The sequence below is a fragment of the Paenibacillus provencensis genome (assembly GCF_042678545.1).
GTDB lineage: Bacteria > Bacillota > Bacilli > Paenibacillales > Paenibacillaceae > Paenibacillus > Paenibacillus provencensis.
The window spans coordinates 2,705,339-2,729,137 of record NZ_JBHTKX010000001.1 but is presented as its reverse complement, the minus strand read 5'-3'; the positions used below and the strand labels follow the sequence as shown (position 1 = coordinate 2,729,137).

At 47.1% G+C, this 23,799-nt stretch carries 25 protein-coding genes and 1 pseudogene; 14 read left to right on the top strand and 12 right to left on the bottom strand.

Annotation, left to right across the window (positions count from 1 at the left end; genetic code table 11):
• Position 1: 1 nt before the first annotated feature.
• From ACFQ3J_RS13210 to ACFQ3J_RS13185, 6 genes are all read left to right on the top strand, one after another.
• Entirely contained in the window at positions 2-736 is a 735-nt protein-coding gene (locus tag ACFQ3J_RS13210; protein ID WP_244533243.1) for an ABC transporter ATP-binding protein, read from the top strand.
• 204 nt (positions 737-940) lie between these two features.
• The gene (gene cobT, locus ACFQ3J_RS13205; RefSeq protein ID WP_251582069.1) at positions 941-2,026 is read left to right on the top strand and encodes a nicotinate-nucleotide--dimethylbenzimidazole phosphoribosyltransferase; all 1,086 of its coding nucleotides are present in this window, start codon (positions 941-943) and stop codon (positions 2,024-2,026) included.
• Complete coding sequence (cobU, locus tag ACFQ3J_RS13200) at positions 2,023-2,577, top strand: bifunctional adenosylcobinamide kinase/adenosylcobinamide-phosphate guanylyltransferase (RefSeq protein WP_251582068.1); 555 nt, start codon at positions 2,023-2,025, stop codon at positions 2,575-2,577. Before cobT ends, cobU begins: the two co-directional genes overlap by 4 nt.
• Complete coding sequence (cobS, locus tag ACFQ3J_RS13195) at positions 2,574-3,389, top strand: adenosylcobinamide-GDP ribazoletransferase (RefSeq protein ID WP_251582067.1); 816 nt, start codon at positions 2,574-2,576, stop codon at positions 3,387-3,389. Before cobU ends, cobS begins: the two co-directional genes overlap by 4 nt.
• Positions 3,390-3,408: 19 nt before the next feature.
• Complete coding sequence (locus tag ACFQ3J_RS13190) at positions 3,409-5,052, top strand: cobyric acid synthase (protein WP_244533112.1); 1,644 nt, start codon at positions 3,409-3,411, stop codon at positions 5,050-5,052.
• Positions 5,053-5,477: 425 nt separating this feature from the next.
• A complete protein-coding gene (locus tag ACFQ3J_RS13185) occupies positions 5,478-6,875 on the top strand; it encodes an L-cystine transporter (RefSeq protein WP_251582066.1) in 1,398 nt (465 codons plus the stop codon).
• Between the two features lie 130 nt (positions 6,876-7,005).
• Here ACFQ3J_RS13185 and ACFQ3J_RS13180 read toward each other — a convergent pair whose 3' ends face one another.
• Positions 7,006-8,097, bottom strand: coding sequence for a M24 family metallopeptidase (locus tag ACFQ3J_RS13180; protein ID WP_251582064.1), 1,092 nt, complete (start codon positions 8,095-8,097; stop codon positions 7,006-7,008).
• Between the two features lie 205 nt (positions 8,098-8,302).
• Here ACFQ3J_RS13180 and ACFQ3J_RS13175 point away from each other — a divergent pair, with 205 nt between their 5' ends.
• The 3 genes from ACFQ3J_RS13175 (at position 8,303) to ACFQ3J_RS13165 (ending at position 11,219) form a co-directional block, all read left to right on the top strand.
• Complete coding sequence (locus tag ACFQ3J_RS13175) at positions 8,303-9,487, top strand: PQQ-dependent sugar dehydrogenase (RefSeq protein ID WP_251582063.1); 1,185 nt, start codon at positions 8,303-8,305, stop codon at positions 9,485-9,487.
• A 243-nt stretch (positions 9,488-9,730) separates the two neighbouring features.
• Positions 9,731-10,606, top strand: coding sequence for an SDR family oxidoreductase (locus ACFQ3J_RS13170; protein WP_251582061.1), 876 nt, complete (start codon positions 9,731-9,733; stop codon positions 10,604-10,606).
• A 106-nt stretch (positions 10,607-10,712) separates the two neighbouring features.
• Complete coding sequence (locus ACFQ3J_RS13165; RefSeq protein WP_091153976.1) at positions 10,713-11,219, top strand: GNAT family N-acetyltransferase; 507 nt, start codon at positions 10,713-10,715, stop codon at positions 11,217-11,219.
• Positions 11,220-11,356: 137 nt separating this feature from the next.
• Here the strand turns inward: ACFQ3J_RS13165 and ACFQ3J_RS13160 are convergent, their stop codons facing one another.
• From ACFQ3J_RS13160 to ACFQ3J_RS13150, 3 genes are all read right to left on the bottom strand, one after another.
• Positions 11,357-11,779 carry a threonine/serine exporter family protein gene (locus ACFQ3J_RS13160; protein WP_251582738.1) on the bottom strand — a complete coding sequence of 141 codons (423 nt, stop codon included), beginning with the start codon at positions 11,777-11,779 and terminating at the stop codon, positions 11,357-11,359.
• 35 nt (positions 11,780-11,814) lie between these two features.
• Positions 11,815-12,585 (bottom strand): threonine/serine exporter family protein, encoded by a 771-nt coding sequence (locus ACFQ3J_RS13155; RefSeq protein ID WP_251582059.1) that lies wholly within the window; start codon positions 12,583-12,585, stop codon positions 11,815-11,817.
• 214 nt (positions 12,586-12,799) lie between these two features.
• Positions 12,800-13,717 carry an ArsR/SmtB family transcription factor gene (locus ACFQ3J_RS13150; RefSeq protein ID WP_091153980.1) on the bottom strand — a complete coding sequence of 306 codons (918 nt, stop codon included), beginning with the start codon at positions 13,715-13,717 and terminating at the stop codon, positions 12,800-12,802.
• 324 nt (positions 13,718-14,041) lie between these two features.
• Between ACFQ3J_RS13150 and ACFQ3J_RS13145 the strand changes: the two genes are divergently transcribed.
• Positions 14,042-14,995, top strand: a complete 954-nt coding sequence (locus ACFQ3J_RS13145) for a glycoside hydrolase family 43 protein (RefSeq protein WP_379292964.1) — start codon at positions 14,042-14,044, stop codon at positions 14,993-14,995.
• Positions 14,996-15,421: 426 nt separating this feature from the next.
• On the opposite strand, the gene ACFQ3J_RS13140 is transcribed toward ACFQ3J_RS13145, so the two are convergent.
• From ACFQ3J_RS13140 to ACFQ3J_RS13130, 3 genes are read right to left on the bottom strand one after another with little or no spacing between them, the layout of a single operon-like run.
• A complete protein-coding gene (locus ACFQ3J_RS13140; protein WP_251582735.1) occupies positions 15,422-16,276 on the bottom strand; it encodes an SDR family oxidoreductase in 855 nt (284 codons plus the stop codon).
• A gap of 5 nt (positions 16,277-16,281) precedes the next feature.
• Positions 16,282-17,379 carry a mannonate dehydratase gene (uxuA, locus tag ACFQ3J_RS13135; RefSeq protein ID WP_251582057.1) on the bottom strand — a complete coding sequence of 366 codons (1,098 nt, stop codon included), beginning with the start codon at positions 17,377-17,379 and terminating at the stop codon, positions 16,282-16,284.
• Between the two features lie 22 nt (positions 17,380-17,401).
• Complete coding sequence (locus ACFQ3J_RS13130) at positions 17,402-18,082, bottom strand: GntR family transcriptional regulator (protein WP_251582055.1); 681 nt, start codon at positions 18,080-18,082, stop codon at positions 17,402-17,404.
• Positions 18,083-18,309: 227 nt separating this feature from the next.
• On the opposite strand from ACFQ3J_RS13130, the gene ACFQ3J_RS13125 reads away from it, so the two are divergent.
• The 3 genes from ACFQ3J_RS13125 to ACFQ3J_RS13115 all read left to right on the top strand — a co-directional run bounded on the left by ACFQ3J_RS13125 (position 18,310) and on the right by ACFQ3J_RS13115 (position 20,749).
• Positions 18,310-19,374: an NAD(P)-dependent alcohol dehydrogenase gene (locus ACFQ3J_RS13125; protein ID WP_251582053.1), complete on the top strand. Its 1,065-nt coding sequence runs from the start codon at positions 18,310-18,312 to the stop codon at positions 19,372-19,374.
• A 143-nt stretch (positions 19,375-19,517) separates the two neighbouring features.
• On the top strand, positions 19,518-20,288 hold the full coding sequence (locus tag ACFQ3J_RS13120; protein ID WP_251582052.1) for a class I SAM-dependent methyltransferase: 771 nt from the start codon (positions 19,518-19,520) through the stop codon (positions 20,286-20,288).
• Positions 20,289-20,461: 173 nt separating this feature from the next.
• Positions 20,462-20,749 (top strand): GNAT family N-acetyltransferase, encoded by a 288-nt coding sequence (locus tag ACFQ3J_RS13115; RefSeq protein ID WP_091153996.1) that lies wholly within the window; start codon positions 20,462-20,464, stop codon positions 20,747-20,749.
• A 110-nt stretch (positions 20,750-20,859) separates the two neighbouring features.
• Here the strand turns inward: ACFQ3J_RS13115 and ACFQ3J_RS13110 are convergent, their stop codons facing one another.
• From ACFQ3J_RS13110 to ACFQ3J_RS13090, 5 genes and pseudogenes are all read right to left on the bottom strand, one after another.
• Complete coding sequence (locus ACFQ3J_RS13110; protein ID WP_251582051.1) at positions 20,860-21,420, bottom strand: GNAT family N-acetyltransferase; 561 nt, start codon at positions 21,418-21,420, stop codon at positions 20,860-20,862.
• Positions 21,421-21,569: 149 nt separating this feature from the next.
• Positions 21,570-21,743, bottom strand: a pseudogene (locus ACFQ3J_RS13105) (SDR family oxidoreductase); the annotation flags it as partial.
• Positions 21,740-21,874: an SDR family NAD(P)-dependent oxidoreductase gene (locus ACFQ3J_RS13100; RefSeq protein ID WP_251582050.1), complete on the bottom strand. Its 135-nt coding sequence runs from the start codon at positions 21,872-21,874 to the stop codon at positions 21,740-21,742. The pseudogene ACFQ3J_RS13105 and the gene ACFQ3J_RS13100, both read right to left, overlap by 4 nt.
• Before the next feature lie 25 nt (positions 21,875-21,899).
• The gene (locus ACFQ3J_RS13095) at positions 21,900-22,652 is read right to left on the bottom strand and encodes an SDR family NAD(P)-dependent oxidoreductase (RefSeq protein WP_251582049.1); all 753 of its coding nucleotides are present in this window, start codon (positions 22,650-22,652) and stop codon (positions 21,900-21,902) included.
• 42 nt (positions 22,653-22,694) lie between these two features.
• A complete protein-coding gene (locus ACFQ3J_RS13090) occupies positions 22,695-23,150 on the bottom strand; it encodes a MarR family winged helix-turn-helix transcriptional regulator (RefSeq protein ID WP_251582048.1) in 456 nt (151 codons plus the stop codon).
• A 226-nt stretch (positions 23,151-23,376) separates the two neighbouring features.
• Between ACFQ3J_RS13090 and ACFQ3J_RS13085 the strand changes: the two genes are divergently transcribed.
• Entirely contained in the window at positions 23,377-23,697 is a 321-nt protein-coding gene (locus ACFQ3J_RS13085) for a hypothetical protein (protein ID WP_251582047.1), read from the top strand.
• Positions 23,698-23,799 lie beyond the last annotated feature (102 nt).

The following is a 23,799-nucleotide window of genomic DNA, read 5'->3' as shown; positions in this document are numbered from 1 at the left end:
TATGGCACTTCGTAATATTGACTTCACGGTACATCCGGGTGAATGGTGGGGCATCGTCGGACCCAATGGCAGCGGTAAATCCACAATGCTTCATTTGTTGTCCGGTGTTCTACTCCCGAGCTCCGGCTCTATTCTAATCAAAGGCAAGCCGGTTAGAGAATACAGCAGGCGAGCGTTATCCCGCCTTATTGCTGTATTGCAGCAGGACGGGCTGCCCGAGATTGATTATTCTGTAAGAGATGTTGTAGCCATGGGCAGGTATCCTTATCAGGACTGGCTGGGACGGGATCAGGCTGATGGGGAAGAGGTGGTGGATCGCGTGCTTGAACAGCTTGAGCTGTCTCCTTTTGCCGATCGTCTGCTTACTGAATTAAGCGGAGGTCAGAGACAGAGGGTTGCAATCGCCAAGGTAATGGCTCAGGAGCCGGAAATTTTGCTGCTGGATGAGCCGACGACCTATCTTGATATCCATTATCAGCTCCAGTTCATGGAACTCCTCGCTGATTGGCGTAGAAGAACGGGGATTACCATTGTCGCCGTGCTGCACGATCTTAATCTGGCTTCGCTTTTTTGCGACCGCATCTATGGACTGCAGGCAGGAGAGAGCTTCATGCAAGGGAACCCCGAAGAATGTGTCACAGAGGAGCATTTGAGAAGTCTGTTCCAGGTCGATCCCGTCATGATTCATCATCCACACCATGAGCTTCCACAATTCCTGCTTAAGAAAAAAGACTAGGCTCGGTATAAGAGCGACAATATAGCAGCTCGTTACTTTATTCGAGAAATCCAAAAATCCACCTCTGAAAAGAAGGGGTTGTCTATATTCAGAGGAGCTTCATCTATAGTGCGTATGCATTTAGGTGGAGAGGTTCACGTGCATGCCCTTTTTTCGTTATAATCTATTAAAAAAGAGGATTTAACATAAAGGAAGTGCGTGGAGATGGAGAGAGAACAAATATTGATGGATTGGATACATCAAATTCGGCCGCTTGACTCATCAGCTGGGCAGGCCGCAGCTGCGCATTTGGAACAGCTGACCAAGCCGCCGGGGAGTCTTGGCAAAATAGAAGAGCTGGTTGTTCGGCTGGCGGGAATTACGGGAGAGACTCATTCGTCCTTTGACCGTAAAGCGGTCATTGTTATGGCGTCAGATCATGGTGTAGTGGAAGAAGGAGTCAGCGCATTTCCGGCAGTCGTAACCCAGCAGATGGTACATAATTTTCTTGCCGGTGGAGCGGCGGTGAACGTTCTTGCCCGTCAGGCCGCTGCAGAGGTTATATGCGTAGACATCGGGATCAATGGAGACATCGAGCATTCTGAGCTGGTTCAGCGATCTGTTCGTGAAGGAACAGCAAATATGGCGCATGGCCCTGCGATGAGCAGAGAGGAAGCGGTGACGGCCATTCTTGCAGGGATTGAGGTCGTAAAGGATGCGTATGACAGAGGTGTTCGACTCTTTGTCACAGGTGAAATGGGCATCGGAAATACGACACCGAGCGCTGCAGTAACCAGTGTGCTGACCGGAGTTCATGTGGAAGCTGCTACAGGCTGGGGAACGGGAATTGACGATGCGCGTCTGAAGCATAAAGAGCAAGTAATAAAGAAGGCTATTGAGCTGAATCGTCCCGATTCAAACGATCCGCTGGGTGTACTCGCGAAGGTCGGTGGTCTTGATATTGCGGGACTAACCGGTGTTATTATCGCTGCCAGCGCATTGAAATGTCCTGTGGTCATTGACGGCTACATTTCTACAACAGCTGCGCTGATTGCTGCAAGACTTGCTCCTCTGTCCATTCATTATATGATTGCCTCTCATAAGTCGGAGGAGCGGGGACATGCAGGACTACTGAAGGAGCTGAACCTATCACCTATGATCCATCTGGACATGCGTCTCGGAGAAGGGACAGGCGGCGTACTATGTCTGCATATCATTGAAGCTGCCACCCGATTAATGAAGGAGATGGCGACATTCACAAGCGCAGGCATTTCCGGGAGCAATGTGGATCCCGAGGTGAGCACACCATGACCATACTTATTACTGGCGGCGCGCGCAGTGGAAAAAGCACGTTTGCGGAGAGGCTGTGTATGAGTCGTTCATCTGAAGCGATCTATCTGGCAACGGCACAGGCGTTTGATGAAGAGATGAAGGAGCGCATTTCAGCGCACCGCCTTCAGCGATCTGATGAAGCCTACCTGTGGCACACCATAGAAGAGCCGATCGAAGTCGCGGATACACTGGAGAGCATTGGGCAAGCGACCTATCCGGCACCGACAATATTACTGGACTGCCTGACCTTATGGCTGTCCAATATGATACTGTCGAAGGAAGAAGAGGGCCATGATGTCATCCTGCAGGAGATGGACAGGCTGGTAAACAGTGTTCGAACTTATCCGGGTCTTATCATTCTAGTTACCAATGAAGTAGGGGACGGCATTGTACCGGAATATCCGCTGGGACGCTTGTACCGGGATATGGCCGGAATTCTGAATCAGAGAATGGCGGCAGTTAGTGAAGAGGTATTTCTAGTAACCGCAGGAATTGCCATTGAATTGAAGAGCAAGGAGTACAGAGTATGAAGGATGAAGTAAAGGCGGCGGCAGCCGCTTTTCAATTTTTATCCCGATTTCCGGTGAAGATGAATCTTGATTTTACACCTGAACTGATGCAGCGTAGCACCGTTTATTATCCATTGGTTGGCATTTGTATCGGGCTCATCCTATGGGTGGCGGGTATAGTGTCAGGATTGGTGCTGCCGTCCTTGCCTGCTTCCATCGTTACGCTGGTCGTCTGGGTATGGCTTACCGGTGGACTGCATTTAGACGGGTGGATGGATTCGGCGGATGCGCTTCTCAGCTACCGTTCGAGAGAGCGTATGCTGGAGATTATGAAGGACAGCCGGGTTGGAGCCATGGGGGTCATCGCCTGTGTGCTGCTACTGATGCTTAAGGCCTCCTTGCTTGTCAGCTTCATTCATCAGCCGATCATGATGGGGATGGCAATCCTCCCACTAATATGGAGCAGGTTCTTCATGGTGTATGCAATATTTAGATATCCTTCTGCACGAGCCGGAGAAGGACTTGCAGCGATGTTTGGCACAATCCCTACCCGTTTTTTTAACCAATCGCTTGGATGGGCTATCGGTATGTCTATGGTCTTATTAAGTATGATCAGCATAATTAATCATTCGCCGAGTGCTGTTGCACAGGTTCCTGTACTGATTGCCTTTATCATCGTTCCGATCGTCATGTGGGCGATAGGAAGACTGGCCGCTGACCGAATGAGCACACGTCTCGGGGGATTATCAGGGGACACCTACGGAGCGCTTAATGAAGGCCTGGAGACGCTCGGTCTGCTGATGCTGACCATGGTTCTACATATTGCAGCTTAGGGGGAGGAGACATATCGTTATGGCAGGAATCAACTCGGATACAAAACAAAGTAAGGAGCAGAAGGCGAAAAATGGAGCTGTTCTCATGCTGCAGGGTACGGCTTCAGACGTTGGAAAAAGCATTGTAACGACAGCGCTATGCCGTATATTCCTGCAGGATGGTCATCAGCCTGCTCCGTATAAATCGCAAAATATGGCGCTCAACTCCTATGTAACACTGGACGGTAAGGAGATTGGCAGAGCTCAGGGAGTACAGGCAGAGGCATGTGAGATTCCGGCGACGACGGACATGAATCCGATACTTATTAAGCCAGTCAAGGATATGCATTCTCAAATTGTCGTTCATGGAGTGCCCGCGATGCAGATGAGTGCGATGGATTACCGCATGAAGTTCCTTCCCACAGCGAAGACGATTGTGCTGGAGGCGCTCGATCGATTGCGTGCAGAACATGATATCGTCCTGATGGAAGGGGCGGGCAGTCCGGCAGAGATCAATTTGAAGGATCGTGACATTGTCAATATGAATCTTGCGGGCTGGGCAGATGCTCCGGTTATCCTTATTTCCGATATTGATCGGGGAGGCGTATTTGCGTCCATCGTAGGTACACTTGAGCTGCTTGAACCGCATGAAGTCCAGCGGGTCAAAGGCTTTATCATTAACAAATTCCGGGGAGACCTTGCTCTGCTGAAGCCGGGGCTGGACTGGCTTGAAGCTCGTACCGGTATTCCGGTGCTTGGCGTGCTTCCGTATATTCAGGATCTGCGGATTGAAGCTGAGGATTCGGTCGTGCTCGACGAGCTGCAATATAAGAAGCAGCAGGAGAAGCAACTGGATATCGTCGTAATTCGTTACCCTCGCATCTCAAACTTTACGGATTTTGATCCTTTACGCTGGGAGCCGGATACGGTCCTTCGTTACGTGAATTCTGCTGATGAGCTAGGCACACCTGATATCGTCATTCTGCCGGGCACCAAGGATACAATCAGTGATCTTCAGTTCCTGAAGCAGAGAGGACTGGATCAGGCCTTATTCAGGCTTTTGGAAGAGCATCACACCCAAATCGTCGGGATTTGCGGCGGTTATCAAATGCTTGGGTATTCACTCTCCGATCCTTATGCGGTGGAGAGTGGTGTTCAGGAAGAAGCAGGGCTTGGACTGCTGCCGATCAGGACTACATTTTTGAAGGAAAAGCGAACGATAAGAGTTTCTGGAAAACTGCTGGATGGACAGATGTTACCGCTGGAGAGTACATGTTCGATTATCAATGAAGCTCCGATCGAGGCCTATGAAATTCATATGGGAGTTTCCGAGCGAATGGACCAACATCAAGTGGATTATGACTATAACGCCTTGTTCAGGCTGACTGAAACAGACCCTCCGGCAAGGGATGATTCCTCTAACTCTAATCCTTATGCTTCGCCCCATCTAGAAGGTCTGGTTAGATCGGATAATATGGTGTGGGGTACCTATTTACACGGATTATTTGAGAATGATGCTCTGCGCAGGTCCTGGCTGGATCAGACTCGGAGCCGGAAGGGACTTCCTCCCGTTCTCTCGACCTTCTCGGCGAAGGAGCGGAAATACGAGGAATTTGATCGTGTAGCAGGTGTGGTAAGAGAGCATCTTGATATGGAGAGAATTTATCAGATATTGAATTCCTAGATGAACCATGAAGAATCCAGTTATAACTTATCGAAAAGTAAATCCAAAAGTATATAGATAACGGAGACAAACCCGGAGCTGTCCATCATGAACAGCCTCGGGTTCTTGTGCATGGATATTATTGAGAATTATTAACGTAACCTTCGTCTGATTATATATAATTATGCAATATTTTGAAGGAGAAGGTATAACCAAAATCAGTATAAACCATCCTAAGCATAGCTAAAAATTAAACATCGAAATAAGCTTGAAATGAAAATAAGTAAGTGACTATAAAATTTATTTGAAAAAAGTCTACCCGAATAGTCGGCTTTATGCTATAGTAACATATGCTGTAAGGTGCTTACCGGCCCTTTTGAATAAAGCATATTGAATATATACATAAGGGAACAGCAAATCATTGTAAGTTGAAGGGAGTCAATTGGATGGAAACTTTACAGGTAATCATTAACGTAGCAGTGATGCTTGTGTTAATTGGCCTTCTGTATTGGATGCAGAAGAAGCATATATCTTTTACAAAGCGTGTATTTACAGGTCTGGGCTTGGGTCTTGTATTCGGAATACTACTACAGCTAATTTACGGGGCAAACTCTGGTGCCATAGAGACGAGTATAGACTGGTTCAGTATCGTCGGTTCCGGCTATGTAAGCCTCTTGCAGATGATCGTCATTCCACTAATTGTGGTATCTATTATATCTGCCATCATGAATTTGAAGGGTAATCAAAATATCGGGAAGATGAGCTTCTCGATTATCGGAACATTGCTTATTACTACCGCCATTGCTGCAAGCATTGGTATCGGTGTCACGCTTGCTTTCGACCTCGAAGGCATCAATGTTGAGAGCGGTGAAGCGGAAACGGCGAGAACCCAAAGACTTGAAGAGCAGCTCGTTGATGTAGAGGATATGACCATTCCTCAGCAGGTTCTGGAGTTTATTCCCAGCAATCCATTCGAGGATATGACAGGTGCACGCAGCACCTCGACAATTGCAGTCGTTATTTTCTCTGCTTTTGTAGGTATTGCCGTTCTTGGACTTGATCGGAAGAAGCCAGAGCAGGCGGATACTTTCCGTAAAATGATTAATGCACTTTATGCCGTTGTCATGCGTATCGTAACTCTGGTGCTGCGATTGACGCCATATGGTATTCTAGCTCTGATTACGAAGGTTACCGCAACGACAAATGCACAGGAGATCTTGAAGCTCGGCGAGTTCGTTATCGCTTCTTATGTTGCCTTGCTGCTTATGTTTGTGGTTCATCTTATTCTCGTTACCGTATTTGGATTCAATCCGATAGCGTATCTCAGAAAAGTGATGACCACGCTGGTCTTCGCGTTTACGTCCCGTTCGAGTGCCGCAACCATTCCGCTAAATGTGGAGACTCAAACGAAGAAACTGGGTGTATCCGCAGGAATTGCAAATCTGTCCGCTTCCTTTGGCGCAACGATCGGCCAGAACGGCTGTGCAGGGATCTATCCAGCTATGGTTGCGGTTATGATCGCTCCTACCGTAGGCATTGATCCGCTCAGCTGGGATTTTATCATTACACTCATCTTGGTTGTCATGATTAGCTCCTTCGGTGTAGCTGGTGTAGGTGGCGGAGCGACATTTGCTTCACTGATCGTACTCTCCACGATGAACCTGCCTGTTGCTCTGGTTGGGCTCCTGATCTCTGTGGAGCCGCTGATTGATATGGGGCGTACGGCGCTGAACGTTAATGGTTCAATCACGTCCGGTCTCATTACCAGCAAGATCTTGAAAGAGAATGATCGAGATACGTTTAATCGTCCGAATACGGAATTGGATGCTCCAGCAGAAGCTTAAAATAAATGAAGAGTGCGGTCCCTTGGCAAAAATCGAGGGAACCGCGCTCTTTTTTTTGGATTACATTATAGTCGCAACCAATCACAAGTCCTATCAAGCGATCTATGGCAGTTTGTCTCTATGTGAGACCTTAGCCCAATATTTGCAGCTCTTTCGGGAAGCTGGTTAGCAGTTTGACTCCATCTGCTGTAACGAGGACTTCATCCTCTATGCGTACTCCCCCGAGATTCGGTACATAGATGCCAGGTTCAATGGTGAAGGTCAGTCCTTCAGTCAAGAGCTCCTGATTCGCTCCATGCACGGATGGATACTCATGCACATCGATACCCAGACCGTGACCGAGGCGATGGAGGAAGCGTTCGCCGTAACCTGCATCAATGGTCACTTGTCTTGCTGCCAAGTCGACTGAAGCAAGAGTAGCCCCTGGCTTAACGGCTTTAATCCCCTTCAGATTGGCTGCAAGGACCGTGTTATATATGTTCGTAAGCTCAGGTGACAGCTCGCCAAAAGCGAATGTACGGGTAATGTCAGAAGCATATCCATTCGCATATACCCCCATATCAAACATGAGCAGATCGCCGTATTGCAGCTTGCGGGTGCCTGGAACTCCATGAGGTAGAGCGGTATTCGGTCCTGTTAGCACCATAGTGTCAAAAGACGGACCGGAAGCGCCGAGCTTCTTCATTTGATATTCCATCTCTGCTACAAGCTCGATCTCCGTTACGCCTTCCTTCACATGGGACAAGCCTCTCCGCAGCACTTCCTCAATCATTTGGGCAGCGAACTTCATCCGGTCCACTTCGTGCGGAGCCTTGCGAACACGCAGCTTGCGCAGCAGTGGACCTGCATCGGCATAGCTCTTGGCATTGGCATATTGAACGAGCTCTTCGTAACGAGCGAGCGACAGATTTTCTTTTTCAACCCCCATCGTATCCAAGTGTTGAGGAAGAAACTTCTGCAAGATGAGATACGGATTGTCTGTATCTTGATGTGTCGCAATCTTCTTCACAGAGGAAGCTGCCGCTGCTGCGTCTTCATCGAGGCTAGGTACGATCAGAGTAGGTTCTTCTCCTTTTACCAGCAGTAGCCCAAGAAAGCGTTCGTGTGGATTGCTTGCAAATCCAGTTAAATAATAGACGTGCTTAGGATCTGTAATGAGCACACAGTCGTATCCTTGTTCTGAAATAGCCTGCTCCAGTAAAGTAATAGGTTGATTTGTCATAATGGTCCCCCGCTTTTATATTTAGATTATGAGATACCCTTAAAATTTCGTCATCGCTATTTATTATAAAGCTTATGAGGCAAAAACCCAAAAACAAACAAGTGATTCCCATGAGGCAGGTTAAAGCCAGTCATCTGCAGTAAAGATTGGGGAAGTGCCCAACAGGGTAATATTTGAAAAAATTGGAGAATAGGGAGAGTGAAGAATGAACAAGAAGTACTTGATGATGCCAGGGATCAGTCTCTTGTCGCTGGTAATTGCCGCTTGTTCTAATCAGACAGCTCAAGAGCCGGGTCCAAGCAATCCTGCACCGACTGCACCGGATACTCAGGTGGAACAGCCTGCTTCGGAGGAGGAGCAGGAAGACGGCAGTTCATTTCCTTATGAAATAACGACCTTGGCTGCCGGACTTCATGTGCCTTGGGAGCTTGATTTTTTGCCGGATGGTCGAATGCTGTTTACGGAAAGGCCCGGCACGCTGCGTATGATTGAGAACGGACAAGTGCTGAGTGAACCGGTGCTGGCATTTGACGCTCCTTTTGCAGATGAAGGAGAAGGCGGCCTGTTAGGACTCGCTGTGGATCCTGATTATGAGTCGAATCAATATGTATACGTATATCACTCTTACCGTGAGGGACAAGACATTCTCAACCGGGTGCTCAGACTTAAGCTGACGGATCAAGAGGCCGCGATAGACAAGGTGCTGCTGGATGACATACCAGGCGGTGTGAATCATAACGGTGGCCGTTTAAAGATAGGCCCAGACGGGATGCTGTACATCACGACCGGAGAACGCTATGAGCCCGACATGGCTCAGGATGAAACGATCCTTGGGGGCAAAATCCTTCGTATTCACCTTGATGGTTCGATTCCTGACGATAATCCGATGAAGGATTCGGAAGTATATAGTCTTGGACATCGTAATGCGCAGGGGCTTGCCTGGCATCCTGAAACAGGGCAGCTGTACAGCTCAGAGCACGGACAATCGAATTATGATGAGCTGAATCTTATAGAGAAGGGATCCAATTATGGGTGGCCGTTAATCGAGGGAGATGAGCGGGCGGAGGGGATGACCTCGCCGCTCGTTCACAGTGGAACCGATACATGGGCTCCTTCGGGAATGACGTTCATTACTCAGGGCCCTTGGCAGAACTCGCTCATTGTAGGCGGACTTCGGGGAGAGGCACTGCTCAGATTTGAACTGGATGAAGAAGGCAGGGCAAGTGAAGAGCCTCTACTAGAAGTGCTGTTCGAGAACGAATGGGGCCGGATTCGAAGTGTAAGTGAGGGTCCTGATGGCACGATTTATCTGCTGACGAACAACAGGGACGGAAGAGGAGATCCAGAGGAAGAGGATGATCGAATCATTGCTTTAGAACCTACTGAGTGATAGCTTTTTCCTATTTGATATTTATAAGTTGAATCAATTTCGTATACCCTGAGTTGCTTTTAATCAAGAGGATATATAGATCAAAATGGTACTGTTTGTCTATATATAGTTTCAAATTCTCCGTTTAATGATTTATGAAATAGATTCAGGTATGATATAGGAAGTCCGAATCAACCAACCTCATTATATAAGCTATAACATGAACAACAGCTGCATGTTTCCTGCTGAAAGGATGATTAGCAAATGAAATCAAAAACAGCCATCGTAACTGGAGCCAATTCCGGCATGGGCCTTGCGACGACAATTGAATTAGCACTGCAAGGGTATCATGTTATCATGGCGTGCCGAAGCGAAGAGCGAGGACGTAAAGCGCTGAATGAAGCTATAGCCGCAACGGGCTCAAAGCAGATTGAGCTAATGCCACTTGATCTGGGTTCCTTGAACAGCATCCGCCGCTTTGCTGAACAATTCCAATCAGTCCATGAGAAGCTGGATGTGCTTATTAATAATGCAGGTGTGGTCTCACTGAAGAGAGAGGAAACATCGGATGGGTTCGAAATGGCAATTGGCGTGAATCATCTAGGCCATTATTTACTGACAAGACTGCTGCTTCCAAGTCTACTGCATGCGATAGAAGGAAGAGTAGTTAACGTGGCATCAGGTGCCTATAAATTTGGCAAGATCCATCAGGAAGATCCGCATCTAACCAAGGGGTTTAACGTGGTGAAGAGCTACGGTCAGTCCAAGCTGGCCAATGTGCTGTTCACTAGAGAACTGGCCTATCGGCTGGAAGGCACAGGCATCACAGTCAATGCACTTCATCCCGGGGCGGTAGGTACCAGTATCGGTGTTAATCGCAATACGGGCTTCGGTACGAAGATCATGGCCTTTTTAGGGAAGACACCTTTCTTCCTCTCGCCGGAGGAAGGGGCCAGAACCGCCATCTTTCTAGCGATTCGTCCAGAAGTGAAAGGGGTTACAGGCGAGTATTTTTATGAGGAGAAGATTCAGGAGCTGAAGCCGCATGCGATGGATGAGGCGACATCCCAGTTCCTATGGAACTGGAGTGCAGAGCAGACCGGGCTGCCTTACGATCTGGAGCTATCCAGCAGGGCTTAAGCATTTTGATGAGGATTCTTTTCTGAAAATGAATCTCTATTGATCATCCTTGGGCTTCTCTGTTATTCTAATCTTTAAAAAATGATTTTAGTGGGGGATAACAGCAGTGAAGGAACCGAACATTACATTCAGCTATGCACAACTAGAGGATTTGCCTGCTATTGTTGCGATCTACAATTCAACCGTTGCAGGGAGAATGGTTACGGCTGACCTCGAACCGGTCACAGTTGAGAGCCGTATACCTTGGTTTGAGGAGCATACACCGGATAAGCGTCCCCTATGGGTGATGAAGTATGATGAACAGATAGCAGGCTGGGTCAGCTTAAGCTCCTTCTATGGAAGACCTGCTTACGACGGTACGGCAGAGGTCAGCATCTACGTTGACGAAGCCTTCAGAGGAACCGGAGCGGGAAGCCGACTCATTGAAAAAGTAATTGAGGAAAGTCCGCGGCTGGGCGTTACGACCATGCTGGGCTTTGTATTCGGACATAATGAACCAAGCCTTCGCTTACTGAAGAAATACGGCTTTGAACAGTGGGGCTACTATCCAGAGATTGCTGTTCTGGACGGTGTAAGGCGTGATCTAGCCATCCTGGGCAAGAAATTGGATTAAACTATTCTGCTTGATTAGGGCTAGCACATGTTAATCTGCTGCACACGGTAAATGCCAATATAAAAAGAACTCAGGTCTAGAGGTGTACGGATGTTATACTCCTCAGCAGATCACGAGTTCTTTTTTTATAGCTGTAACTAAGCTGGCTTTCTGCGGAAAGCCTGGTTGAGCACCTCGGATAAGATCAAACCGACAGCGATGCTCCCTGCAATCATGAGCGCTTTGGCAGCTAGCTCCACGGCAGCCGTATACTCGTTCTGTACAAAATAACGCATGGCATTGTATGCCATTCCTCCTGGAACGAGTGGAATAATACCCGCTACGCTGAAGATAATGACCGGGTGCTTATAAAGTCTGGCAAAGACTTGACTTAATACACCAATCACCAGTGTTGCCATCAAGGTAGCGGAGACGGCCTCATATCCAGGTTCCATAATATCGTAGATGATCCATCCGAGCATACCGACTATTCCACAGGGGAACAGCATTTTTCGAGGTGCGTTAAAGATGATTCCAAAGGCAAGGGAAGCGATAAAGCTGGTTACAGCTTGTTCCACGATATGAATAAACATAATGTTCGTACCTCAGCTTTCGTTTACATAATAGTGAAGACGACGGCAATTCCAGCACCGATCGCGAACGCCGTCAGAAAAGCATCTGCCCCTTTGGAAAGACCTGACACGAGATGCCCTGCCATCAAATCCCTGACAGCATTCGTGATGGCAAGTCCAGGTACGAGCGGCATGACGGAGCCGATAATAATCTTGTCCAGCTCGTTGCCGACTCGTATGAGGACCATGACAAGAGCTAGAAGACCGATAATAAATGAGGCGGTGAATTCCGCGAAAAAGCGAACCTGTGACAGCCTTTGAAAAAGGCTCACTGCTGCGTATCCGACACCCCCGCACAATACGGCGGGCAGAAAGTCTGTCCATCCACCTTGAAACATGATGGTGAAGCAGCCACTGGCCAGTGCAGCGGCACAGGTGCGCGCGATAACTCGGTACAGTACCGACTCGTTCTCAATATCCTTCAGCTGATGATAAGCTTCTGTAGGACTTGCCTCGCCTCTACCGATTGTGCGGGAAACGTTGTTGACGGCAGCTACCTTATGCAGGTCGGTCGTCCGTTCCGATATGCGGATCAGCTTGGCTGGCTGCAAACCGTCAGTGGAGAAGATGATTCCCGTTGGTGTAACGTAGCTGTGCGAGTTAGACATTCCATATGCAGAAGCGATTCTCATCATCGTGTCTTCTACACGATAGGTTTCAGCTCCGCTTTGGAGCATAATTTTTCCGGCAAGCAGACATACCTCGATAATCTCCATCGTTATGCTGTTCCTATCTGTTGTTATCGAAGGTTCCATCGATTTACGCATCCTTTATCATTAATTTTCCTGACAAATCAGAACTTTTATTCTATCATAACTTCCATTATTTCCATATGCACTATGATGCAGACGATAGGTATTCCCTCTGATACAAGTAATAAAAGCCTGCTAGCTTCGCGAATTATATAATTAGCATCGCGAGTGCTGCAGACCTCAATGGGGTTATGAAGCTTTATAGGATTGTAAAGCTTTATTCGCCTTCGACAGTATACAATACGCGCGCCAGAATGTCCTGGCTGTAATTGCCGAAATGCTTGCCGTATACGGTAAGGCCGCCTTTGTTCACAGGATGATCGGTTACCGCGATACGGAACAGAATATCACTCTTGTAGTTAAGCGCGATATCCTTCAAGGTGACATCCGAGATTCGGCATCCGTCAACATAGCTGCCTTCCTCGTTAATTCGAATCAGCTTGAGCATACCATACTGGTTCAGATGCGGAGGCCACCATTCAGGGTTAAATGCTCCTCTCTTATCTCCGAAATCCCCCGGACTCGTCCAGCAGCCCAGCTCAATTCCGTTCAAATAGAAATAGAGATCGGAAGGATAGTTGTTATTAAATCCGGGAGCTTCCGAACCCAGCTCCATCGAGAATTGAATTTCTTTGAACGATTCATTTGATTTGAGGTAATTGGGAATCCGGTATTCGAGAAAGCCTTCCGACAGCCAGATCAGCTCAGCGTCAATTCGCATCGGATCAGCAAAATATCTCGGTTCATCAAAATCGCCCACGATGCTGTCTTTCGTAGCAAGGCCGCAGGTAGGTACAGCCTTATAGTTGCTGTAATGTCCTACTTTGATTTCGGCTTCATATCTGTTATGTATATCCTGACTCCGTATATCGACCATCAGCTTATCGTCATTCAGATAACAGATCTTCTGGATCCCGTGCTTGCCAACAGCAGTATTAATGTTGATCAGGCCGCTCTCCTCAAGCTTCTTGATGTGCATCGTAATTGCACCGTTTGTCAGGTTAAGCCTAGTAGCAATATCATTCAGGTTCAGGCTTTGGTGCTTGGACAGCATATCTATAATTTGTATTCTGACATCCGAACTAAGTGCCTTGAATATATGAATGCCGGACATTAAATCTTTTATGTAGATCATATGTAGAATTCCTTTCCACGAGTAATGAGAGTTTTGTAGATTATGTAGTGAGTCAGCATACAAATTACCAGATAAAATAGCAGACCATGGTAATAATGTAATATTGATGATAATTGCATTCTAAGCTATTTTTGCCAAGCGAACAACATGAAAGAATGAGAAAGGACGAGAAGTGTAAGCGGCACTTCAAAAAAGATGAACAAAATGTAAAATTTTAGTTGCAGCAAAATGTAAACGCTTTTATAATCTTATTGAGTATAAAATGATTTAAATTTATTTAAATTAAATTGAGTGACTCTAATCCATTCATGGCGGTGATATTCAGTGAAAAAGTTAAAGAAGTGGCTGCTTACGGCAGCACTCGCTACATCGGTGTCCGTGTTCGGACTCAGTTCACCCGGCTTTGCAGCTTTTTGGAATTTGACAGGCGATATTGGGGTACATGATCCGAGTATCATTAAGGAAGGGAACAGCTGGTATACATTCTCGACAGGGCAAGGCATTCAGGTGTTGAAATCAGACAATGGCACCCATTGGTACCGGGTTCCTCAGATCTTCCTAAGTCCTCCTTCATGGTGGAGCTCCTATGTACCGAATCAAACCCATAACGACGTATGGGCACCGGATATTCATGAATACAACGGCAGAGTATGGCTTTACTACTCTATCTCGACATTCGGCTCCAACCAGTCCGCGATCGGTCTTGCATCCGCTTCCAGTGTAGGGGCAGGGCAGTGGAGAGATGATGGTTTAGTGCTTCGGACTACGACGTCTAACAATTATAATGCGATTGACCCGAATCTCGTCATTGATGCGAACGGCGAACCATGGCTTGCGTTCGGCTCATACTGGAGCGGCATCAAGCTTACGAAACTGGATAAAAACACGATGAAGCCGACGGGCAGCATCCATTCCATTGCTGCGAGACCTTCGAACAATGGAGCTATTGAAGGACCAAGCATTGTTTACCGTAACGGCTATTATTACTTATTCGCTTCGATTGATTCCTGCTGCCAAGGGGTGAACAGCACTTACAAAATTGTATATGGCCGCTCAACCAGCATCACCGGGCCGTACGTGGATAAGAACGGTGTTAATATGTTGAACGGCGGGGGTACAGTACTCGATTCGGGTAATGTGAAGTGGAAGGGACCAGGCGGACAGGACATCTATAGCACCAATGTGATTGTGAGACATGCCTATGATGCGGACGATAACGGGGCTCCTAAACTCTTGATCAGTGATCTGAATTGGCCGGACGGTTGGCCGAGCTACTAATTGTGATTCGTGAGAGTTAGGAATTTTAGATTTAAGTTTAATACTAACTAAAATAAAATGATAAGAGTATTACCAGAACAGCTAACATGAGTGAGAAGAGTTTAGCTGTTCTTTTTGTTATTTTGTATAATTAGGCAAGCTAATAGTCTCGGTCTTCACCGAAATTCGACTTATAAATCAGATCCATAGATGGCAACCCATTGATTCATTATATATTCCTCCGTTTTTTCCAGCCTATGTGACATCGAAGGATTAGGTGAATACCTATGCGCCGATGATATGCAGAGAATTACCGGAGGCTTGTGAGCGTGGACAGATACGTATGGAGGGATAATACAGGGGATAGATGTCAGTTTGAGCTATTGATCATAAGAAAGGCCTGCGTATGTACGCAGACCTGTGTGTAATTTAATTAGTTCTATGAAACTACACACCCGAATAGGCGTTAAAGCCTCCATCGACCGGTATGACAGTACCTGTAACAAAGCCGGATGCATTATCATCGGCCAGCCACAGCAGTGTACCAAGCAGATCTTCCGGTTTGCCAAACCTGCGCATCGGAGTGTGGGAGATAATCTTGTTCGAACGTTCGGTCAAGCTTCCATCTTCATTGAGCAGCAGCTTCTCATTTTGTTCTGTGAGATAGAAGCCTGGTGCAATTGCATTGACGCGGATGCCTGCTTCAGCGAGGTGAACGGCCAGCCATTCCGTGAAATTGCTGATCGCTGCTTTTGCCGCACTGTAGGCAGGAACCTTGGTCATGGGGGAGTAGGCGCTCATCGAAGAAATATTGATAATGGTTGTGCCTTCTCTGCCCAGCATTTGTTTGGAGAATATTTGAGTCGGAATCAGCGTGCCTACAATATTCAGATCAAAGACGCCTCGAAATCCTTCGACTTTCAGATCATAGAAGGAGACGGTATCCTCACTTGTGAGATCCTTAGTCTGAAAAATCTCATTCGTCGTGATGGCCGTCGGACGGTTGCCTCCAGCCCCATTAATTAGAATGTCACAGAGGCCAAGCTCTTGTGCGACCGTGTCGGCAGCAGAGATTACGCTCTGTTCGTCCGTTACATCGCAGGCCACCGTAATGGAGGTGCCGCCATTCTGATTAATCTTATCAGCGACTTCGGTTCCCTTCTCCGCCGTTCGGTTCAGAATGGCGACTGCGGCTCCTTGTCTTGCCAGCTCTTCAGCCATTACACGGCACAGCACACCGGAGCCTCCAGTGATAACGGCCACTTTTCCGGCAAGGCTTGCGTGGTTTGGCTGTGATTTCAGGCTGCTCATATACTCTTCACCTGCTCTTCCAGCGTATTTCCTTCTTTAATTCGGGCGTAGGCGTCCCATAGGCCCCACAAATACATAATGCCAAGCGCACGATCATACAGCCCGTAACCAGGTCTGCATTTCTCATCCCATATATGCCGTCCATGATCTGGACGTGCATAACCGGTAAATCCGGTGTCATGGTATGCCTGGACAATTCCCGTAATATCGACCGTTCCATCCTGAGTACGATGGGAGGTCTCCATGAAGTCACCGTTATCAAATACTTTGACATTGCGGATATGGGCAAATGGAATTCGATCCTTGAACTCGTGGATCATGGAAACAATATCATTCCCTGGATTTGAGCCGAGCGAGCCGCTGCAGAGCGTAATGCTGTTGTTCGGACTGTTATAAATAGAGAGGAAACGTCGGATGTTGTCCTGACTCGTAATAATCCGCGGTAGACCGAAGATGGACCATGGCGGATCGTCCGGGTGAATGGCCATTCTAATGTCATGAGCCTCAGCAAATGGAATGATCTCATTCAGGAAATATTCCAGATTGGACCACAGGTCTTCCTCCGTTACATTCGTGTAGGCCTCAAATAGAGTGGTCAGGTGCTTCAGGCGCTCAGGCTCCCAGCCAGGCATTGTCAGCTGTGAATCCTGATTGATCTGATGAACCAGATCAAAGGGATCAATGTTGTGAATTCGTGCTTTCTCATAGAAGAGAGCAGTCGAGCCGTCAGGTCCTTCCTTGTATAAGTCAGTCCGCAGCCAGTCAAAGATGGGCATGAAATTGTAGCAGATCACTTTAACACCGACCTGGGCAAGCTTCTCTATTGTTCTCTTATAATTCTCGATGTACTGATCCCTGGAGGGAAGACCCAGCTTGATATCTTCATGAATGTTCACGCTTTCAACAACATCGAGATGAAGTCCGGCCAGTTCGGCTTGAGACTTTATCTCGAGAATTTTGTCCATCGGCCATTCTTCACCAGCAGGAACATCATGCAGTGCCCATACGATACCTTCGACGCCTGGAATTTGCCTAATCTGATTCAGAGTGACCGTATCGTTGCCTTCGCCAAACCAGCGGAACACCATTTTCATGTTAGCAGCCACCTTTCATTGGTCAAGGTTTGAAATAATTTGGAAATTTTTCTCTTAAGAAACGCTCATCGTGAATAGCCAGGTTCATATGATCCTTCATGAGGGCTACCGCGCGCTCCTCATCCTGTCTGGAAATAGAATCCACCATCTGCTGATGCTGATCATAAATATGCTGCCAGTCCTGATCGGCTGCAAGACGCAGCTTGCGGATTCGATTCATGTGAACATTCATTTGCTGCATGGCGGCCCAAGTATTACTCTTGCTGCATCGTGTAAATAAGGTGCGGTGAAAGGCTTCATCGAGCTCAAACATCGATTTGTTATCCTGTGCTTCCATGGAAGCACGCTGTCTGATAAGCAGCAGCTCAAGCTCCTGGATGTCCACTTCCGAGAATTGATGACACGCAAGACGAACAACGGCGCATTCCAGTTGCTCTCTCATGAAGCGGGCCTCCTCAACGAGGGATAGATCAATGAGAGACACCATCGTACCGCGCTGAGGATACACGTCAAGCAGTCCTTCTCCGGCCAGCCTGAGAAAGCTCTCTCGTACAGGTGTACGGCTGACATTAAAAGCTAATGCAATTTCTTTCTCGGATATGCTTGTTCCCGGAATGAGGTCAAAATTCAAAATTTGGTCCTTCAATGCATCGTACACGGCTTCTCTTGTGGAAGTCGGCTGAGGACGAATATGTAAATCCATTTAAAATTTCACCTCATTTCTTCACCATACTACCATACAAGTATGGTAGTATGAAAGAGGAAGCTGTCTTTTTGTTTAAGAAAACTTGAGAATAAGTTCTGTGGCAGGTTGAAGAAGCTAAAGATATTTAGCTGTACTACCTGATCAACTGGGGAACTGAACCGTAATTATGTAACCGCGTTCATTTTTAATTCCTTCAATTCATACGATCAAGGAGAGTGTCTATTATGGAGAAACTAAAGCTAATGAAAGCAGCAATTATGGATAAACCAGGTCACATTGAGCTCAAGGAGCTGCCAATACCTGAGGTGAAACCGGACGAAGTGCTGGTCAAGATTATGGCGGTTGGGGTATGTGGTTCAGATGTTCATTATTATGAGCATGGCAGAATCGGAAGATTTGTTGTGGAGAAGCCGATCATTCTGGGTCATGAATGTGCAGGAATTATAATAGAGACTGGAGATCATGTGAAGCGTGTGAAGACAGGAGACCGAGTAGCCATAGAGCCCGGGGTAACCTGCGGCAGATGCCGTTATTGTAAAGAAGGCAGATATAATCTGTGTCCTGAGGTTGAATTTTTGGCTACTCCTCCTGTAGATGGTGCCTTCGTTCAATATTTAGCGATTCGGGAGGATTTCGTATTTCCGATTCCGGATGAGCTCTCTTATGAAGCAGCAGCACTTGTTGAACCGTTCTCGGTGGGAATCCATGCTGCGAATCGCTGTGAGCTTAAACCTGGCGCTACGGTTGCCATTATGGGGATGGGGCCGGTAGGCTTGATGGCGGTGGCTGCCGCTAGATCCTTCGGTGCGAGCCAGATTATCGTTACCGATCTTGAGGATATTCGGCTTCATGCAGCACTTAGGCTGGGAGCCACACATGCCATTAATGTATCGAAAGAGGATGCCAACGCTAAAATTAAGGAGCTTACAGGCGGAATCGGTGTAGATACGGCTTGGGAGACCGCAGGGAGTTCACGGGCGCTGAGTTCAGCTCTGTCTTCGCTGCGCCGAGGAGGCAAGCTCGTCATTGTCGGACTTCCTGTCCAGGATGAAATTCCACTGAACGTTCCGTTCATCGCAGATAATGAGATCGACATTTATGGTGTATTCCGTTATGCCAACACCTATCCGGATGGTATCAAGTTCCTCGCTTCGGGTGAGATTCCAGCCGATTCACTAATTACAGACCGTTATACCTTGGAAGAGACTCAGGAAGCGATGGAGCGGGCTATTCATAACAAGAGCGGGAGTCTCAAGATCATTGTATACCCGAATGGAATGGAGAATTAACCGGCTGAGTCAATAACCAGAACCCTCGCAATCGGTATAGCTCAGGACTATAAGCTCCATAGGAAACGAGTATTTAAGGTAAGCCCAGCCGCTGTGTCATAATGGGATCATTCTAGAATGTCAGGATGAGGAGTGATTCCCGAATGAATAATGATCAAGTATGGGCTTCAGAGCTGTATGACAGCAAGCTTTCATTTGTATCGGAGCTGGGGAAGGGCGTTGTTAGCCTGCTTGCACCGGTCAAGGGTGAACGGATTCTGGATATCGGCTGCGGGACCGGTGATCTGACGAATGAGATTGCTGGCTTCGGGGCCGAGGTTACGGGGATGGATATGTCTCCTGATATGCTGGCCAAGGCTCGTGACAAATACCCTCATCTTCGGTTTATACAAGGAGATGCGGAGCAGTATATTGGAGATAAAGCCTACTATGATGCTGTATTCTCCAATGCTGCGCTGCATTGGATGAAGAACGCGGAAGGAGCAGCAAGAAGCATCTATCAGGTGCTGAAGCCTGGAGGGAGATTTATGGCGGAATTCGGAGGCAAGGGTAATGTGCAGATCGTAACCCAGGCAATCTATGAGGTGCTTGAAGAGGAGTACAATATCCATGCATCTGAGTTGAACCCGTGGTATTTCCCAAGCATCGGCGAGTACAGTACACTCCTCGAAGCGCTGGGGTTCCATGTAGCATATGCTGTTCATTTCGATCGGCCGACGCCGATGCATGACGGAGATGAGGGGCTGCAACACTGGCTTAGTGGTTTTTCGAGTTCATTTTTTAAAGGGATAGATGCAAAAGAGAAGATCCATATATATCAGAAAATCGCGGACAAGACGAGAGCAGAGTTATTTCATGACGGAGTATGGTATATCGATTATAAGCGGATTCGAATCAAAGCGATTAAATCATAAATTATAGCGCATATTGGCAAGCTAGATATGTGAGACCAACTCACGCAGCCAGAACTATATAGAAGCTGCAATTACCGGAGCGTGCGTCATTCTTGGATGATGTTGTGTAAGAGTATGTAGATAGGCTTGAGGCATGTTAGTCTGAGATCCGGTATAGAGAGGAGTTACATATCATGAGTGAAATATTGCAGGGAGCCAATGAGTTCTACGTAGAGCAGAATGGCGAAAAGGCCGCGACCATTGGATTTGAGCCAGGGCGTGAAGGTGGAGAAGGGCCAGGCGTCATCATGATTACCCATACCTTTGTGTCAGAAGAGCTACGGGGTGAAGGTGTCGGAGTTGATCTGGTGAAGCGGGTCGTTCAATATGCGAGAGATAATCAATTAAAGGTTGTTCCCATGTGTTCTTTTGCCAGCAGTGTAATGGATAAGCATACGGAACTGCAGGATGTGCTGGTTTAACGAACCGGTAGAAGTATGCGACAAAAAAGATAGATATGGCATACACTTTATATGCTGTATCTATCTTTTTTAATATCGTGATGTTTGCAAAACCGACTACTCATAGGAGATCAGGATGGCTGGCGAGCTTCCCATTCTTCTCTCAGCAGGCCCATCAAGATTCGATCGTACTTCTGACCTCCGCGCAGGACCGCTTGGCGCATACGGCCCTCTTCGACGAAGCCGGCTTTCTTATAGGCATGATAGGCAATCTCGTTATACGAAATGACATCCAGGCTGACCCGGTTCAAATTCAGCTCGTAAAAAGCGTAGCGCAATATGAGCTGAAGTGCATCACTGCCGTATCCTTTGTTGCGGTCCTTGGCCTTACCGATACCAATGGCAAGTCTGGCCGACTGGTTGTTCCACTCGATGCTGTGCAGAGCGACAAAACCGATTAGGCGGTCTTCATCAATCGTACGCAGCATAAATTCAACGCCGTGATCCATCCGGGCACTCTTGGGTTCATTCTCCTGAACGGTTTGCGGAACAGCATAATCGGTATCCAAATTTCTCAAATATTCATAGTCTTCTGTATAACCTGCAAGTGTTTGCGCATCCTGCTGAATCGCTGCGGCAAGCCGAACCTTATTTCCATGGAACCAGTTGTTCGGGTTCGAAGTATAATCCATGTCTACTCAGCACTCCTCTCGTAATAACACTCATTCTAACCTATTATAGTCTATTTTTGCTGGATAATCTCTGCGTTACAAGAAAAGGCTGTACCTGCCTAATGCAGATACAGCCTTTATGCGAAACTTTTAAATTCGGATACGTCCAATTAAAGTGTAAGACCGCCATCAATCGTCACAATCGAGCCCGTCATGTAACTGGAAGCAGGGGAGGCCATGAAGGAGACGACACCGGATATCTCGTCTGACTCCGCAGGGCGTCCCATTCTCATGTTGGACAGCTCTTCAGGCACGTACCCGCCTTACTGGAACGATGCAGCTACACTTCTCCGGATTCCGTATTATAATCGACGAGAACAACGGTATAACCGTCCTTCGCCAGCTGGATGCTGCTCGCTCGGCCGATTCCGCTACCCGCACCTGTAATGACTGCGATTTGTTTATGATTAGACATGATACCAGCACTCCCCAGAATAGAATTATTTCGCGAAATATCCTCCGTCGATGGGCAGCTCCACTCCAGTAATATAGGAGGATTCATCCGATGCCAGGAACAATACGCCTCTGGCGATATCTTCCGCTTTACCAAGTCGAGGGAGCGGGGTTTGAGACTGGAACCATTGTGTCATACGTTCGTCCTTGAACATTTCAACAGTCATCGGTGTTTCAATATAACCAGGGTGAACAGAATTGGCACGAATATTGTGCTTCGCATAATCGACTGCTGTCGCTTTAGTCAGCATCCGTACAGCACCTTTACTTGCTGTATAGGGCCCTGCACCGCTGCCGCCTGTCAAGCCGGCGATCGAAGAGATGTTAACGATGGAGCCGCCTCCTGCTTCGATCATATGTGGAATGACATACTTCTGACCCAGGAAGATGCTGGTCACATTGATGGACATGGTCTTCTCGAAGCCCCCAACTGTAAGATCCATATAAGGAGTCGCGTTGGACACACCAGCGTTGTTGACTAGAATATCGATCCTCCCAAACTTGGCAGCGGTTTCATTAACAATGTTAATCCAGCTTTCTTCGGAAGTAACATCATGCTTGAATCCGATGGCTTCTCCGCCAGCAGCATTGATCTCGGCTACGACTTCTTGAATTTTGTCTTCTTGAAGATCGGTAATGGCTACCTTAGCTCCTTCCTGAGCAAAAAGAATGGCGTCTGCTTTGCCCATACCACCTGCTGCTCCTGTAATAATCGCTACTTTATTATCTAATCTTCCCATGACTTGTTCCTCCCAAGTAATGAATTTCAATTACAAGCTGCTTTAATTGACAGTTTCTGATCGAGTAGAAGCTGTGTGTTGATCCATGTTCTGATGCTTGATCATCTTCTTATAAGCGGCAATGAGCAGATCGAGCTCTTCTTCTGAGAAATCGGACCACAGTCCATTGGTGAGTTCCTTATACCGATCCAGCATTTGTTGCTCGAATGCCATGCCTTGTTCCGTAATATGCAGCACGATCTTGCGTCTGTCAGACTCAGAACTCCGTCGCTCAATATAACCTTTGCGTACCAGCTTGTTGCTAAGATTCGTAATGGCTGGCATCGTCACATCTAGTGAGCCTGCAAAATAAGTCGAAGTCTGAGGACCTTCCCGAGCAAGTGTGCGAAGGATGAAGTACTGTGAGGACGTTAGCTCGTTGTCCAGAATCTTTGCATATTTCGCCACAAAATTCATCATATAGCCGCTAATTAGCTCAGACAGCAATTCTTGTTTCACTAATCGTTCACCTCGAGATCTAAATATTATTTATAGTGTTTAATTATTAAGAGCTATTAACAATTTTAGTTTAAATAAATTATTAGCTGACGTCAACTTGGTTTATGCTTCCATATAGGCCGAAATTTATACATAGTCTGTGAAACGGGCTTGCTAGTTTTATGGTCAACGGTTATCGTTAGGGCAAGGAAACTTTTAAGGGATAGAAATGGAGAATCGAATTAGAATGGTACAAATGACATCTAAAAGAGCAGCTGACTTACTTGATCAATGGATTGTATTCCTGGATATGGACAACCCGAAGGCTTGGGATCGTGACGAATATTCTTACATCAAGGAGAGTCTCAGCGTCGTTCGTTCTGTAGTCAAGTTACTTAGAGGTAAAAATGCAGGCAATGCGCCTTCTAAAAAGGAGCTGGCGGAGCTGCTAAATGAATTCATAGAGGAAATTGCCTTGGATGATGAGCAGGAGTGGGAGAAGGAAAACCGGGCTTTTGTGCAAGAGGTGCATGAAGCCGCCAAATTTGCTGTGAAATTCATGCGTTAATAAATTGCGCAATTATTTGAGTTGAAGTGATTCAAATCATTGCGTCAATAAATTGCGCAATAAATTGAATTAAAATATATCCATTTGTTGCGTCAATAGAGC